This window comes from Mesorhizobium sp. M1182, from assembly GCF_040318335.1.
GTDB lineage: Bacteria > Pseudomonadota > Alphaproteobacteria > Rhizobiales > Rhizobiaceae > Mesorhizobium.
The window spans coordinates 43,900-58,610 of sequence record NZ_JAMYMD010000003.1 but is presented as its reverse complement, the minus strand read 5'-3'; the positions used below and the strand labels follow the sequence as shown (position 1 = coordinate 58,610).

Here is a 14,711-nt window from a genome sequence, read left to right as displayed (position 1 = left end):
GTCCAAGCGGATGCACATCGCCCTAAGGATACCAACAAACACGGCGAAGGCGAGGCGGTTCCCCAAAACGTGAACAATAATGCCCCGGATATTGTCAGAATTTCGCCGGATTGGCGTTTGCGCCGCAGACCAGTACGGCAACGCGCTCGCCTGCAGCCGGTGCGTAGCGGCCGGACAGGAGCGCCGCGAAGGCGGCCGCACCGCCCGGCTCGGAGATGATTCGCACGCGGTCCCACAGCGCCGCCTGGGCGGCGATAATGTCGTCGTCGCCGACCAGGATCGAGCGCTCGACGAATGCCTCGGCGATAGGATACATCATTTCGCCGACACGCTTTGGCGCGAGCGAATCGGCGGCGATGCCCTCAGCCGGCGCGTCGACGGGTCGGCCCGCCTCGAAGGCGCGATGAAGCGTCGGCGCACCCTCCGGCTCGACCGCGATTATCCTGATGCGGCCGGAAAACCAGGCAGCGATGCCGCCGATCAGCCCGCCGCCGCCGACGGCGACCAGCAGGGTGTCGAGCTTCGGCAGGTCGGCCTCGATCTCGAGGCCGAGCGTGCCTTGCCCGACCAGCGTCTCCTCCTGGTTGAAGGCGTGGATCTGCAGCGCGCCGGATTTTTCGGCGAAGCTCTCGCTGGCGGCCAGCGCCTCGGCATAACGGGCGCCGCCGACGATCAGCTCGGCGCCGTAGCCGCGGATGCGGTCCAGCTTGGCCTGCGGGCTCACTTCGGGAACAAAGATGGTCGCCTTGTGGCCGAGCCGCATGGCGGCATAGGCGACGGCGGCGCCGTGATTGCCGCCCGACGCGGCGACGACGCCGGCCGCAGGAACCGGCCGTTCGAGGAGATTGGTGAACGCACCACGCGCCTTGAACGAGCCGGAATGCTGCAAGCACTCAAGCTTCAGGTCGACAGGCAGAGGCGGGCGGCCGAAATCTGCCATGTCGACGCGCAGCACCGGCGTGTGGCGCACGAAGGGCCGGATGCGGGGTTCTATCGCCGCAATGCGCTCGCGTGTGATCGTGTGGCCGTACAGCATGCTTTCGCTCCCAGAGTTGACATTAGGTAGTAACTTGGCAAAGTGCCTAAATGCAAGACGTCGACGTTTTCAAAGCGATTGCCAACGAGCGCAGGCTCCAGATCCTCGATTGGCTCAAGGACCCGCGCGCGCATTTTCCGCCGCAGACGGACGGCGATCTGGTCGAGGACGGCGTCTGCGCGCTGCTGATCGCGGAGAGGCTGGGGATCACCCAGGCTACGCTCAGCGAGCATATGCGCGTGCTCACCCAGGCAGGGCTTTTGCGCAGCAAGCGCATCAAGCAGTGGATATTCTATCGCCGGAATGAGGACAGAATCGCCGAAATCAGGGCGCTCATTCAGCACCGGCTGTAGCTGCAGAGTTCTACTCCAACCAGTCCGGCACCGAGTCCAGTCCGATCAGCTCGTCATAGGTCTGGCGCGGACGCACAACGTGGAAGCGGTCGCCGTCGACCAGCACTTCCGGTACCAGCAGCCTGGTATTGTAGGTGCCGGCCTGAACGGCGCCATAGGCGCCGGCGGTGGAGACAGCGATCAGGTCGCCGGATTTCAGCCGGGGCAGGTCACGGTCGAGCCCGAGATAGTCGCCGGTCTCGCAAACCGGGCCGACGACGTCGACCTTCATGCGTGGTGCAGCGGCCGGCTGCTGCGCCACCGGCTTGATGTCGTGAAAAGCGTCGTAAAGCGTCGGCCGGATCAGGTCGTTCATCGCGGCGTCGACGACGAGGAAGTTCTTGGCGTCGCCCTCCTTCACGAAGATTACTTCCGACACCAGGATGCCGGCATTCCCGACGATCAGCCGGCCTGGCTCGAACATTACCTTCAGCCCAAGTTTGGCAACATGTTTCCTGACGATCCGGGCATAGGCATCGGGCAAAGGCGGCGGGTTGTTGTCGACGCGGTAGGGAATGCCAAGGCCGCCGCCGACATCGATGTGCTCGATGGCATGACCGTCGGAGCGCAAGGCGCCGACCAGCTCCACCAGCAGCGCAAAGGCGTCGTCGAAGGGCTGCAATTCGGTGATCTGGCTGCCGATATGGGTGTCTATGCCGGTGACCTTGATGCCCGTCAGCTCAGCCGCGCGCGCATAGACCTTCCGCGCATGCTGCCACGGAATGCCGAACTTGTTCTCGGCCTTCCCAGTCGAAATCTTCTTGTGCGTCCTGGCGTCGACATCCGGGTTGATGCGCAGCGAGATCGGCGCGATCTTGCCCAGCGCGGTGGCGCGGGCCGACAGCAGCTCCAGCTCCGGTTCGGATTCGACGTTGAAACAGAGAATGCCGGCCGAGAGCGCAGAATCCATTTCGCGCGCGGTCTTGCCGACGCCCGAAAACAGGATCTTGCTTGCCGGGATGCCGGCCGCCAAAGCGCGGCGCAATTCGCCCTCCGAGACCACGTCGGCGCCGGCGCCGAGCCTTGCCAGCACCCTCAGCACGGCCTGGTTGGAATTCGCCTTCATGGCATAGCAGACGAGAGCATCGAGCCCGGCAAAGGCCTCGGTGAAGACGCGAAAATGCCTGGTCAGCGTCGCCGTCGAATAACAGTAGAACGGCGTGCCGACGCTGGCGGCGATGTCTGATATCGCCACGTCCTCGGCATGCAGCGCGCCGTCGCGGTAGTCGAAATGGTTCACGAGATTGGTCCGAAATCAGAGCAGCGGGTCGAGGATGAATTTCTTGTCCTCGACAGGTTTTTCCGGCTCCGGCGGCAAGGGTTGCTTGGCCTTCTCGGCGTCCTTGCGGGCCTGCACGGCTGCCGCGTACGGCGTGTCGAGCGCAGCCTTCCTGCCGCAGGCCGCAACGGTGGCCATTGCCGCCAGCAGCGTCAGCGTCACCAAAATCCTGCTTCCGGTCATCGTGCCATCCGTCCGAAACTGTTGCCCGCAGCCGCTTCTAGCCGAGTTTTGCGGCCATTGCACCCCGCGTCTTACGCCTTGGCGAGCCGCTTTTTCCAGTAGCGGATCTGCTTGCGCACCTCGGACGGCGCGGTGCCGCCGAAGCTCGTGCGGCTCTTTACAGAATTCTGCACGGCAAGAACCGAAAACACGTCGGCGCTGATACCGGGGTGAATGGACTGCAGATCCTCCAGCGAAAGCCTGTCGAGCCCGATCTTCCTGTCCTCGGCCAGCCCCACCGCCCTGCCAGTGATGTGGTGCGCCTCGCGGAACGGCAGGCCGAGCGTGCGCACCAGCCAGTCGGCGAGGTCGGTCGCAGTCGAATAGCCGGCGCCGGCCGCCTTTTTCATCGCAGCAGTGTTCACCGTCATATCGCGCACCATGCCGGTCATTGCCGCCAGCATCAGGTCGAGTGTCTCGGCCGCGTCGAAGACGGATTCCTTATCTTCCTGCATGTCCTTGCCATAGGTCAGCGGCATGCCCTTCATTACCGTCAGCAGGCCGACGAGATGGCCGGTGACGCGGCCGGTCTTGCCGCGCACCAGTTCGGCAGCGTCCGGGTTCTTCTTCTGCGGCATGATCGACGAACCCGTCGAGAAACTATCCGACAGCCTGATGAAGCCGAATTGCGGCGTCGACCAGATGATGATCTCTTCGGCCAGCCGCGACAGATGCGTCGCGCAGATCGCCGCAAAGCCCAGGAACTCGAGCGCGAAATCGCGGTCCGAAACACTGTCGAGCGAATTGCGCATCGGCTCGCGGAAGCCAAGCGCCTTCGCCGTCTGGTGCCGGTCGATGGAAAAGCTGGTGCCGGCAAGGGCGGCGGCGCCGAGCGGGCTTTCATCCATCCGCTCGATGGCGTCGCGGACACGCGACAGGTCGCGCGCAAACATCTCGACATAGGCCATGCAGTGGTGGCCGAAGGTCACCGGCTGCGCCGCCTGCATGTGGGTGAAGCCCGGCATCACCGTTGCCGCATGCTCCTCGGCCCGATCCAGGAACGCCGTGATCAGGCCCTTCAGCGCCTCGGCGACACGAAAGCATTCGTCCTTGACCCACAGCCTGAGGTCGACCGCCACCTGGTCGTTGCGCGAGCGGGCGGTATGCAGGCGGCCGGCGGCGGGGCCGATCAAATCGGCCAGACGGGCCTCGACATTCATGTGGATGTCTTCCAGCCTGGTCGAGAACTCGAATGTGCCGGCCTCGATCTCTGCGAGGATCGTGTTCAGCCCGTGAGCGATTTTTTCTTGATCGGCCGCCGAAATAATGCCCGTTTGCGCCAGCATCTGGCTATGGGCGATCGAGCCGCGAATATCCTGCGCATAGAGTTTGCGGTCGAACGAGATCGATGCGTTGATCGCTTCCATGATTGCGGCCGGACCCGAGGCAAAACGTCCGCCCCACATCTGGTTGCTGGCCTTCTTGTCGTTCATCGCTATAACCCGTGCTCCGGAGCAGTTTTTCAAAAATGGCAGACGGCAATAGATTTTTCCCGGCTTTGCGTCTCATCCTCGCCGCTTTGGTTGCGGGCGTGCTGGCCGGCGCGGTCACGGTATATGTCAGGGAAAGCAGTTCTGGCAACAAGGCGCCCGCGCAAGTGGCCGCCGGCGGCGGCAAGGACGACGTCGCCTGCGCCGCCAAGACCGACCGTGCCAAGAAGATCGCCGCCGCTGCCACCGGCCAGGTTGCCGCGCTTTTGCCGGCGGATCCGCCGCAATCGCTGAAAAGCCTTGCCTTCAACGGCCCCGACGGCAAGCCGACGACGATCGCCGATCATGCCGGCAAGACGGTGCTGCTCAATCTGTGGGCGACATGGTGCGCACCTTGCCGCGCCGAAATGCCGGCGCTCGATGCGCTGCAGAAGGAGATGGGCAGCGATGTGTTTCAGGTTGTTGCCGTCAACGTCGATGCCGGCGACGATGCCAAACCGAAGAAGTTCCTGGAGGACACCGGCGTCAAGTCGCTCGGCTACTATCGCGATGCCACGATGGCGCTGTTCAACGACGTCAAGACGCGCGGCCTGGCGCTCGGTCTGCCGGTCACCATGCTGATCGATGGGCAAGGCTGCCTGATCGCCCATATGAATGGCCCGGCCGAATGGTCGGGGCCGGATGCCAAGCGTCTGGTCGAGGCGGCGCTTCAGCCGGGATAGGCTCAGACCGTGCGCAGGCGCGGCTTGAGCACGGCAATGCTTGCGCCGCGTCGGCTGGCGGTGCGGATTGCCGGAGCGGCCACGCCCGTCAGTTCCCCGAATGTCTCGATCGGAGCCGGTTTGCCGAGGTAGTAGCCTTGCCCGATCTCGCAAGCCTCGGCGTCCAGGAACTGCAATTCACCCGGCGTCTCGATGCCTTCTGCCAGAACCGGTAAGCCGAGACCGCGTCCAAGCCCCAGCACGGCGCGAACGATCGCCGCGAACTGGGCGTTCTTGTCGACCGATTTGATGAACGACCCGTCGATCTTGATCTTGTCGAAGGGAAAGGCGCTGAGGTTGGACAGCGAAGAATAGCCGGTGCCAAAATCGTCCATCGCCACATGCACGCCAAGCGCCTTGACCTGCCTCAAGGTTGCCAGCGCGCGCGGCATGTCCTTCACCAGGGCCGTTTCGGTGATCTCCAGTTCGAGCCTGCCGGGGGCCAGGCCGGATCTCGTCAATGCGTCGTGCACCTTGCGGCTGAAGTTCGGATTGTGAAGTTGCACGGCGGAGACGTTGACGGCGACCATCAGCGGGTTTGTCCAGCGAACAGCATCGTTACAAGCCGTCGTCAGCACCCAGTCGCCGATCTGCGCGATAGCGCCACTGTCCTCGGCCACGGGGATGAAAACGGTCGGAGAAATGTCACCCCGCTCAGGGTGCTGCCAACGGACCAGGGCTTCGAAGCCGATCATCCTGCCGCCGCGGATCTCCTTCTGCGGCTGATAGACGAGGTGGAACTCCTTGCGGGCGATCGCCTGGCGCAATTCATGCTCCATCACGCGCTTGTCGCGGGCCGCGGTGCCCATGGCTATCTCGAAAAACCGATAAGTGTCCCTGCCTTCGGTTTTGGCGCGATGGAGTGCCGTGTCGGCATGGCTGATCAGGCCGGCCTGGTCTTCGGCATCCAGCGGAAAGAAGGCGATGCCGATGCTGGCCGAGACGAGGCCGGAGCCGACCGAAACCCTGTTTTCCTCCCGGATCGCCGCCAGCAAGTCCTCGGCTATCCGGCCTGCGGCCAGGGGGTCGGGGAGGTTCGGAGCTATGATGGCAAATTCATCGCCGCCGAGACGCGCGAGCATCTGTCCGTGGCGCGGGATGCCGGAAATGCAGTGCGCCAGCTTCTGCAGCATAGCATCGCCGGCCCCGTGGCCATAGAGGTCGTTGACTTGCTTGAACCGGTCAAGGTCAAGCAGCAGGAGCGCCAGATGTCCATCCTTGCCGCCACGATCCATCGAGGCGAATTCTGCTTCCAGCCGGGAAGAAAAGCTCCGCCGATTGGCAAGCCCGGTAAGCGGATCGAAATGCGCGAGGCGGAGGATCTCTTGTTCTGCCTTCTTGCGCTCACGGATGTCGCGAACGGCAAGCACCGTATGGGGCCTGCCGCAGTAGGTGATTTTCCTGGCGATCAGCTCGACAGGAATTCTCGCCCCGTCGCTGCCCCTTAGCTTCGCTTCCTGCGCCTGTTCGCCGAAGCCGGACATATCGGCTGCGCTCTGTCCGTCGAAAAGCTCGCCGAATTGCATCGTGTTCAGGGTGGCTGTCGCTGTTCCGGTCAGCTTCGCCATACTGTCATTGGCGCTGACAATGCGGGTGCCATCGCAAACGATCAGACCTTCCACCGCCGCATTGGCGAGATCGTGCATGCGATCGGCCTCGAGCTTCTGGCGGCGAAAGCGCAGGTCGATCCACAGCGCGGCACCCGATAGCACAAGGATTATCAGGCTGGCGACCGCTGCGGCAAAGGGCTGGGAAATGGGCTCGATGGAATGTTCGGATATTTCAATCGAGGAATCCGGAATGATCGACACCGCGGCCATCGCGATGAAATGCAAGCTGCAAATCGCCAGCGTCAAAAGCGCGGCGCCGCCGAAAGTCGCGAGCGCTGACGGACGGCGCAAGACGACAAGGAGCGCCAGTGCCGCGAGGGTCACGCCGGCCAGAAGCGATATCGCGACAAGGAGCAGGTTCCATACGACCCGGCCTTCGACCTCGAAAGCTGCCATGCCGATGTAGTGCATCGTCGCGATGGCGCCGCCCAGAATGGCGCCACCGACGAGGAAATGGTCGATGCCGCGGCGCAAGGTGGCGACCCACATCCCAAGCGCGGTCATGATAATGGCGGCGGCAAGCGAAAAGGCGGATAATCCCGGATTGTATGCGTTCGGTATTCCCGGCGTAAACGCGGTCATGGCGATGAAATGCGTCGCCCATATGCCGAACCCGGTCGAGGCCGCGGCGATCATCAGCCAGACAAGCCGGTTTCGCTCGGTCGATCGGCCGACATGCTTAAGGAGATTAACCGCTGAGAAGCAAGAAATTCCACAGATGAGTGCGGCAAGCGCAACCAGTCTCGGATCGTGCTGACTTACAATACAATTATAGACCGTCAGCATCCTGGTTCACTCGGTCTGCCAAAATTAACAGGGGAGGTGTGACTGATTAGCTCTTGGAGATTTTAACGAATGGTTAACCCGTGGGCCATGAGGCGGGTCTTTTCGGGGGAAAACCGACGCCGCTGCGCCGAAAAGACGGTGATGTGATTTCTGGCGCCCGGTTTCAGTAGCGAGTGCACTTTAGGAAGGAATGATGTTCATTGATCCGCAATAAAACCGTTGTCCGATTGTCATCAGCGCCACATATTGGCTTTGCGGAAGTGCCCCTTTCGCCAATGACAAACGGGAGATGAAACATGAAGTTCTTCGGCTTTGCGGCCGGTATCGCCGCCACCGTGACCCTGCTTTCCACCACCTCCGCCTTCGCCGTCACGCAGATCAGCTGGTGGCACGCCATGACCGGCGCCAACGCCGAGGTCGTCGCCAAGATCTCCAAGGATTTCAACGCCAGCCAGAGCGACTATGAGCTCGTTCCGGTGTTCAAGGGCACCTATCCGGAGACGCTGAATGCCGGCATCGCTGCCTTTCGTGCCGGGCAAGCGCCCGATATCCTCCAGGTGTTCGACGTCGGCACCGGCGTGATGATGGCGGCCGAGGGTGCGATAAAGCCGGTGGCCGATGTGATGACCGGCGCCGGGATGACTTTCGACAAGAGCCAGTATCTGCCCGGCATCGTCGGCTATTATTCGAAGCCGGACGGCACCATGCTATCGTTCCCCTACAACTCTTCCTCGCCGATCCTCTATTACAACAAGGACATCTTCCAGAAGGCAGGCCTCGACGTGAACAATCCGCCCAAGACGTGGAACGAGGTGTGGGAAGCTGCCAAGAAGATCAAGACGAGCGGCGCCGCCCCTTGCGGCTATACCTCGACCTGGCTGACCTGGATCCACCTGGAGAATTTCGCGGCGTGGAATGACGTGCCTTGGGCCACCCAGCAGAATGGCCTGGCTGGAGGTGATGTCGAACTCAAGATCAATGCGCCGATTTTCGTCAACCACTTCCAGGCGCTCGCTGGCCTGGCCAAGGACGGCACGTTCAAATATGGCGGACGCACCTCCGAAGCCAAGCAGATATTCCTCGCCGGCGAATGCGGCATCTTCACCGAATCGTCGGGCGGCCTCGGCGATATCGTCAAGTCCGGCATGAACTATGGCATCGGCCAGCTTCCGTATGATACCGACGCCAAGGGCGCACCACAGAACACGACGCCGGGTGGTGCCAGCCTGTGGGTGTTCGGCAACAAGTCGGACGAGGAATACAAGGGTGTCGCCGCCTTCTTTGCCTATCTGTCCAAGACCGATGTGCAGGAATATCTGCACCAGAAGTCGGGATACCTGCCTGTGACGCTCGCCGCGTATGAGGCGACGAAGAAATCAGGCTTCTATGACAAAAACCCCGGCCGCGAGACACCCATCCTGCAGATGACGGGCAAGGCGCCGACCGACAACTCGAAGGGCGTGCGCCTGCCGAATCTGCCGCAGGTGCGCGATATCCAGAACGAGGAGCTGGAGAAGATGCTGGCCGGCCAGCAAACCGCCCAGCAGGCACTCGACAATGCGGTTGCGCGCGGCAACGTCGCGATCAAGGAAGCGCTGGAGAACTGACGGGATTATCTCGGTTAGTCGGTTGGAATATCGCCCACGCGGGCTCGCGTGGGCGACACCTGGATAGCGAGGGAAATCAGCCTGTCTCCACGCGTCGTATTTCCCAACAAGATCCTGCCCTACCTGCTGGTGGCGCCACAGCTCGCCATCACCCTGGTTTTCTTCTACTGGCCGGCCGGTCAGGCGCTTTACCAGTCGATGCTCAGGCAAGACCCGTTCGGGCTGAAGAGCAGGTTCGTCTGGTTTGCCAATTTCCGGAAGGTGCTGGCCGATCCGGCCTACCTCAACTCGATCAAGGTCACCGTAGTGTTCTCTCTTGCGACCGCGATCGTTGCCATGGTTGTGGCCCTGCTGCTCGCGGTCATGGCCGAGAAGGCCGTGCGCGGCAAAGGCCTCTACCGCACACTGTTGATATGGCCTTACGCCGTGGCGCCGGCGATTGCCGGCATGCTTTGGCTTTTCCTGTTCAATCCCTCGATCGGCTCGTTGGCCTATTTGCTGAGAAGCCTCGGCGTCGTATGGTAGCCGCTGCTCAACGGCACCCACGCCATGATCCTGCTGGTGTCGGCTGCTGCCTGGAAGCAGATCAGCTACAACTTCCTGTTCTTCGTCGCCGGCCTGCAGGCGGTGCCGAAAACGCTGATCGAAGCGGCGGCCATGGACGGCGCCGGCGAAACCAAGCGCTTCTGGACCATCGTCTTCCCGCTGCTTGCGCCGACAACCTTTTTCCTGCTGGTCGTCAACACCGTCTATGCCCTGTTCGACACGTTCGGCATCGTTCATGCCGTCACCGGCGGCGGGCCGGGCAAGACGACAGAGACGCTGGTCTACAAGGTCTACAATGACGGCTTCGTCAATCTGATCCTGGGCGACTCGGCGGCGCAGTCGGTCATCCTGATGGCCATCGTCATCGCGCTCACAGCAATCCAGTTCCGCTATGTGGAACGCAAAGTCCACTACGGCTGAGGGCAGCGATGATCGGCCAGTCCCCGCTCCGCACCTTCATCGCCCATGCCGTGCTCATCCTCGGCATATTGATCGTGGCTTTTCCGATCTACTACACCTTCGTTGCCTCGACGCACACGCTGCAAACGATCCTCAGGCCGCCCCTGCCGCTCTTGCCCGGCGGCCAGCTATGGAACAATTACAGCGAGGCGCTGTTCGGCGGCATCGGTCGTATCGGCGGGGTCAGCGTCGGCAGGCTGCTCCTCAACACCACGATCATGGCGCTCGGCGTTGCGGTGGGAAAGATCTTCATCTCGATCCTGTCGGCCTACGCGATCGTGTTCTTTCGCTTTCCGTTGCGCATGACCTTCTTCTGGCTGATCTTCATCACCTTGATGCTTCCAGTCGAGGTGCGCATCCTGCCGACCTACAAGGTGATGGTCGATCTCGGCATGATCGACACCTATGCCGGCCTGATCGTCCCGCTGATCGCCTCGGCCACCGCAACGCTGCTGTTTCGCCAGTTCTTCATGACCATACCGGGCGAATTGGTCGAGGCGGCGCGTGTCGACGGTGCCGGGCCATGGCGCTTCTTTTTCGATATTCTGGTGCCGCTGTCGCGGACAAACATCGCCGCGCTGTTCGTGATCCTCTTCATTTATGGCTGGACGCAGTATCTTTGGCCGCTGCTCGTCACCAACAGCAACGACATGAACACCATCGTCATCGCGCTGAGAAAGATGGTTTCCTTCGCCGATGCCGACACCCAATGGCACCTCGTGATGGTCACGGCAATGCTGGCCATCGTGCCGCCGATCCTGGTGGTCGTGCTGATGCAACGCTGGTTCGTGCGCGGTCTGGTCGAATCCGAAAAGTGAGAAGCCGATGGCGACCGTGGATCTGAAGGATGTCAGGAAAATCTATCCCAGCGGCGTTGAGGCCGTGAAGGGCGTTTCCATCGCCATTCCCGACAAGGAGCTTTGCGTGCTGGTCGGCCCCTCCGGCTGCGGCAAGTCTACGCTGCTGAGGATGATCGCCGGACTGGAGACGATTTCTGCCGGTACAGTCGCCATCGACGGCAAGGTGGTCAACGCCATTGGCCCGACCGAGCGCGACATCGCCATGGTGTTCCAGAACTACGCGCTCTACCCACATATGAAGGTCTATGACAACATGGCCTATGGCCTGCGCAACCGCGGCACGCCGAATGACGAGATCGACAGCAGGGTACGCTCGACTGCCAAGGTGCTGGAGCTTTCGGCGCTGCTCGACCGGCGCCCGCGCGAGCTTTCCGGCGGTCAGCGCCAGCGCGTCGCCATGGGTCGCGCCATCGTGCGCAACCCGAAGGTCTTCCTGTTCGACGAACCGCTGTCCAACCTCGATGCGAAATTGCGCGGGCAGATGCGCATCGAGATCAAGAATCTGCAGCGCTCGCTTGGCGTCACCTCGGTTTATGTCACGCACGACCAGCTTGAGGCGATGACGCTGGCCGACATCCTCGTCGTCATGAACGCCGGCCTGGTCGAGCAGACCGGCGCGCCGCTTGATGTGTACGAGAAACCGGCCTCGACCTTCGTCGCTTCGTTCATAGGCGCACCGCCGATGAATCTGCTGGCGCTCACAGAGGCCTCCCCAAGCTCGGTATTGGCGGACGGTACTGTGATTGGCTTGGCGCCTCGACAGGGCAAGGCAGTGACGCTAGGCTTTCGTCCGGAGGACGCCGACATCACCTTCGCGGCAGAGGCGCCGGCCGGCGCGCTCGCGCTGCCGGCAACAGTGGAAGCGGTCGAACCGGTCGGTGCCGAAAGCTTTCTCCATTGCGTGGCAGCCGGCAGCCGCATCGTCGTGCGCGTCTCAGGCCGCGCCAGCGCCAAGCCAGGCGACCAATTGCGCGTCGTGGCCAGGTCCGAAAAGCTGCATTGGTTCGATCAGGCGGGCAAACGGGTCGATTGAAGTCGGCCTTGCGCAAAACCGTTCAGGCAAACACATGCGCCTTGCCCGACACGGTCAGCCGGACGATCTCGCCGATCGCCGGCGCGTCCATGCCCGGCTTGCGCAGGATCAACGGCGTATTGCCGATAGCGGCGGCGTCGGGCGGATCGGGGCTGTTCAACAGACGCACCGCGATGGTGCACATCGAGCCGGCGAACTCCGATTCTGTCACCTCGCCGAACAGCATGTCCGGCGTGCCGGACATGCCTTCACGCGATGTGCGCTTAAGCAACACCTGCTCCGGCCGCAGCATGATGCGGGCGACGTCGCGCCGCTCCGAGCTGTCGACAGCGATGCGGCCGAGCGGCGAGATGGCGAAGCCATCGGCGATCCTTGCCGGCAGGACGATGGCGTCGCCAAGGAACTCGGCGACCATCCTGTCCTTCGGCTTGAAATAGAGCTCGCGCGGCGTGCCGACCTGCGAGAATTTGCCGTCGCGCATCACCGCGACCTGGCTGGCGAATGACAGCGCCTCGGCCTGGTCGTGGGTGACCAGGATGGTGGTGATGCCGGCGGTTTCAAGGAGCTCGGCCACGGCCTTGCGCATCGAGGCGCGCAGGCCGGTGTCGAGCGCCGAGAACGGCTCGTCGAGCAGCATCAGCCGCGGCTTCATGGCCATGGCGCGGGCGAGCGCGACGCGCTGCTGCTGGCCACCGGAGAGTTCGTGCGGACGGCGCTTCAGGATACCTTTGTCCAGCCCGACGACATAGGCGAGCTCGGCGATGCGCTCACTGCGCTTTTCCTCGTGACGCCCCATGCCGAAGCCGATATTGGCGGCGATGCTCAGATGCGGGAATAGAGCGCCGTCCTGCGCCACCAGCCCGATGCCGCGGCGATGCGCCGGCACGGCCGTGTCGCCATCGGCCAGCACCTCGTCATCAAGCACGATGCGGCCCTGGTCCGGCGCCTCGAAGCCGGCGATCAGCCGCAGCAAGGTGGTCTTGCCGCAACCGGACGGCCCGACGATTGCCGTACGGCTGCCGCTGGCCACGCTGAGGTCGACGCCGGCAAGTGCTGCCACGGGCCCGTAGTGCTTGTGGATGCCGCTCAGCTCGAGAAAGCTCATCGCCCGGCCATCCGCTTCGACTGGACGTAGAGCAACCAGGTCAAAGGCAGCGACATCGCCACCATGATCAGGGCATAAGGCGCCGCCGACGCATAGTCGATCTCGCCGCTATAGGACCAAAACGCCATGGCCAGCGTGCGGGTGCCGTTGGGCGCCAGCATCTGGGTTGCGGTCAATTCGTTCATGATACCCAGCGCGACCAACGCCATGCCGGCTGCGGCGCCCGGCGCCGACAGGCGGATGGTCGTCGACCACAGCGCCTTGAGCGGCGACCGGCCGAGGCTGGAGGCGGCGCGTTCGAGCTCGACCGGCGCCTGTGCGATCGACGCCCTGAGGCTAATCAGAGCGCGCGGCAGGAACATCAGCGCATAGGCGACCAGGATGGTGAACAGGGTCTGGTAGAGCGGCATGGCGATACGCACGGCGATGGTGACCAGCGCCAGGGCGATGACAACGCCGGGCAACGCGCCGACGATATAGTTGCAGCCCTCCAGGACGCGTTGCAGCCGCCCCGGCGCGCGGATCGAAATCCACGCCATCGGCATTGCCGCGACGGTGGCGAGCAGCGCGCCGGCAATTGCTAGGAACAGCGTTTGGCCAAGCGCCAGGCCGATCTCGTCGAGCCGCCAGACATCGGCGCCGCCGGCCATGAGCCAGCGGCCGATAGTGGCGAACGGCACGCCGAGCGCCAGCAGCGTGGTAATGGCAGGCAGCAGCAGGCAAGGAATGGTGGCGCGCCCAAGGCCCGTGCGCTGCTGCTGGCGCGCAGCACCCGAACCGACGCGGGCATAGCGCTCCTCGCCGCGCACCAGCACCTCCAGCCCGAGCAGCACAAGGCAGCAGGTCACCAGCACGCCGGCCAGCATGTTGGCGGCGGGACCGTTGAAGGTCGACTGGAACTGGTCGACGATCGCGGTGGTGAAGGTGTCGAAGCGGATGAAGACATAGAGCCCGTATTCGGCCAGGAGATGCAGGCCGACCAGCAGGGAGCCGCCGCAAATAGCGAGCCGGAGCTGCGGCAGCACGACACGCCTGAACACACGCCACGGGCCGAGACCAAGGGCTGCCGCTGCATCCTCGAGAGCGGGATCGAGCCGGCGCAATGCCGCCGCCACCGGCAGATAAAGGAAGGGGAAATAGGCGATGACCGACACAAGCACGCCGGCCCACAGGCCGTGCAGTCTGGGCACCATGGTGACCCAGGCGTAACTGTGGACGAAGGCCGGAATGGCGAGCGGCGCCACCGACAGCCAGGCCCATAGGCGGGCACCCGGCAGATCGCTGCGCTCGGTCAGCCAGGCCAGCGTGACCGACAGCACGATCGAGATCGGCACCGCCAGCACCACCAGCAGGCTGGTGTTGACCAGAAGCTCGCCGACGCGCGGCCTGAACACCAGCGCCGCCACCGTTTCCCAGCCGGTCTGCACCGCCACCCAGACGATGAAGGCAAGCGGCAGCAGCGCGAAAAGCGAGACAAAGACGGCAGCCAACGCAATCCATGAGACCGACCAACGACGTGCCCGCACGGCCGTGGCGTCGGCCGGCAAGCCTGGGCGTGCGAGATCGATCGCGGATTGCATCAGAT

At 63.3% G+C, this 14,711-nt stretch carries 12 protein-coding genes and 1 pseudogene; 6 read left to right on the top strand and 7 right to left on the bottom strand.

Going from position 1 to position 14,711, the window contains the following annotated elements:
* Window positions 1-94: 94 nt before the first annotated feature.
* Window positions 95-1,036 (bottom strand): threonine/serine dehydratase, encoded by a 942-nt coding sequence (locus tag NKH33_RS05100; RefSeq protein ID WP_352918390.1) that lies wholly within the window; start codon window positions 1,034-1,036, stop codon window positions 95-97.
* 50 nt (window positions 1,037-1,086) lie between these two features.
* On the opposite strand from NKH33_RS05100, the gene NKH33_RS05095 reads away from it, so the two are divergent.
* The gene (locus tag NKH33_RS05095; protein WP_352918389.1) at window positions 1,087-1,389 is read left to right on the top strand and encodes an ArsR/SmtB family transcription factor; all 303 of its coding nucleotides are present in this window, start codon (window positions 1,087-1,089) and stop codon (window positions 1,387-1,389) included.
* A gap of 10 nt (window positions 1,390-1,399) precedes the next feature.
* Here NKH33_RS05095 and lysA read toward each other — a convergent pair whose 3' ends face one another.
* The 3 genes from lysA to argH form a co-directional block, all read right to left on the bottom strand.
* Window positions 1,400-2,668: a diaminopimelate decarboxylase gene (gene lysA / locus NKH33_RS05090; protein WP_352489425.1), complete on the bottom strand. Its 1,269-nt coding sequence runs from the start codon at window positions 2,666-2,668 to the stop codon at window positions 1,400-1,402.
* Between the two features lie 15 nt (window positions 2,669-2,683).
* Window positions 2,684-2,890, bottom strand: a complete 207-nt coding sequence (locus tag NKH33_RS05085) for a hypothetical protein (RefSeq protein ID WP_023677931.1) — start codon at window positions 2,888-2,890, stop codon at window positions 2,684-2,686.
* 71 nt (window positions 2,891-2,961) lie between these two features.
* On the bottom strand, window positions 2,962-4,362 hold the full coding sequence (gene argH, locus NKH33_RS05080) for an argininosuccinate lyase (protein WP_352769965.1): 1,401 nt from the start codon (window positions 4,360-4,362) through the stop codon (window positions 2,962-2,964).
* Window positions 4,363-4,397: 35 nt separating this feature from the next.
* Here argH and tlpA point away from each other — a divergent pair, with 35 nt between their 5' ends.
* Complete coding sequence (gene tlpA / locus NKH33_RS05075; RefSeq protein WP_352918388.1) at window positions 4,398-5,081, top strand: thiol:disulfide interchange protein TlpA; 684 nt, start codon at window positions 4,398-4,400, stop codon at window positions 5,079-5,081.
* A 2-nt stretch (window positions 5,082-5,083) separates the two neighbouring features.
* On the opposite strand, the gene NKH33_RS05070 is transcribed toward tlpA, so the two are convergent.
* Window positions 5,084-7,516 carry a bifunctional diguanylate cyclase/phosphodiesterase gene (locus NKH33_RS05070; protein ID WP_352918387.1) on the bottom strand — a complete coding sequence of 811 codons (2,433 nt, stop codon included), beginning with the start codon at window positions 7,514-7,516 and terminating at the stop codon, window positions 5,084-5,086.
* Window positions 7,517-7,812: 296 nt separating this feature from the next.
* Between NKH33_RS05070 and ugpB the strand changes: the two genes are divergently transcribed.
* From ugpB to ugpC, 4 genes and pseudogenes are all read left to right on the top strand, one after another.
* A complete protein-coding gene (gene ugpB / locus NKH33_RS05065) occupies window positions 7,813-9,123 on the top strand; it encodes a sn-glycerol-3-phosphate ABC transporter substrate-binding protein UgpB (RefSeq protein WP_352489428.1) in 1,311 nt (436 codons plus the stop codon).
* Window positions 9,124-9,204: 81 nt separating this feature from the next.
* Window positions 9,205-10,089 (top strand): annotated as a pseudogene (gene ugpA, locus NKH33_RS05060) (sn-glycerol-3-phosphate ABC transporter permease UgpA).
* An 8-nt stretch (window positions 10,090-10,097) separates the two neighbouring features.
* Window positions 10,098-10,946, top strand: a complete 849-nt coding sequence (gene ugpE / locus NKH33_RS05055; RefSeq protein WP_352570555.1) for a sn-glycerol-3-phosphate ABC transporter permease UgpE — start codon at window positions 10,098-10,100, stop codon at window positions 10,944-10,946.
* 7 nt (window positions 10,947-10,953) lie between these two features.
* A complete protein-coding gene (gene ugpC / locus NKH33_RS05050) occupies window positions 10,954-12,021 on the top strand; it encodes a sn-glycerol-3-phosphate ABC transporter ATP-binding protein UgpC (RefSeq protein ID WP_352489430.1) in 1,068 nt (355 codons plus the stop codon).
* A gap of 22 nt (window positions 12,022-12,043) precedes the next feature.
* On the opposite strand, the gene NKH33_RS05045 is transcribed toward ugpC, so the two are convergent.
* Complete coding sequence (locus tag NKH33_RS05045) at window positions 12,044-13,126, bottom strand: ABC transporter ATP-binding protein (protein WP_352615997.1); 1,083 nt, start codon at window positions 13,124-13,126, stop codon at window positions 12,044-12,046.
* Complete coding sequence (locus tag NKH33_RS05040; RefSeq protein WP_352820117.1) at window positions 13,123-14,706, bottom strand: ABC transporter permease; 1,584 nt, start codon at window positions 14,704-14,706, stop codon at window positions 13,123-13,125. Before NKH33_RS05040 ends, NKH33_RS05045 begins: the two co-directional genes overlap by 4 nt.
* Between the last annotated feature and the right edge of the window lie 5 nt (window positions 14,707-14,711).

Bases quoted from the DNA above. Each gene is read 5' to 3' on its own strand.
- argH (WP_352769965.1), bottom strand. From the start codon at position 4,362: ATGAACGACAAGAAGGCCAGCAACCAGATGTGGGGCGGACGTTTTGCC.
- ugpE (WP_352570555.1), top strand. From the start codon at position 10,098: ATGATCGGCCAGTCCCCGCTCCGCACCTTCATCGCCCATGCCGTGCTC.
- NKH33_RS05045 (WP_352615997.1), bottom strand. From the start codon at position 13,126: ATGAGCTTTCTCGAGCTGAGCGGCATCCACAAGCACTACGGGCCCGTG.
- ugpC (WP_352489430.1), top strand. From the start codon at position 10,954: ATGGCGACCGTGGATCTGAAGGATGTCAGGAAAATCTATCCCAGCGGC.
- NKH33_RS05100 (WP_352918390.1), bottom strand. From the start codon at position 1,036: ATGCTGTACGGCCACACGATCACACGCGAGCGCATTGCGGCGATAGAA.
- tlpA (WP_352918388.1), top strand. From the start codon at position 4,398: ATGGCAGACGGCAATAGATTTTTCCCGGCTTTGCGTCTCATCCTCGCC.
- NKH33_RS05095 (WP_352918389.1), top strand. From the start codon at position 1,087: ATGCAAGACGTCGACGTTTTCAAAGCGATTGCCAACGAGCGCAGGCTC.
- NKH33_RS05070 (WP_352918387.1), bottom strand. From the start codon at position 7,516: ATGCTGACGGTCTATAATTGTATTGTAAGTCAGCACGATCCGAGACTG.
- ugpB (WP_352489428.1), top strand. From the start codon at position 7,813: ATGAAGTTCTTCGGCTTTGCGGCCGGTATCGCCGCCACCGTGACCCTG.
- NKH33_RS05085 (WP_023677931.1), bottom strand. From the start codon at position 2,890: ATGACCGGAAGCAGGATTTTGGTGACGCTGACGCTGCTGGCGGCAATG.
- NKH33_RS05040 (WP_352820117.1), bottom strand. From the start codon at position 14,706: ATGCAATCCGCGATCGATCTCGCACGCCCAGGCTTGCCGGCCGACGCC.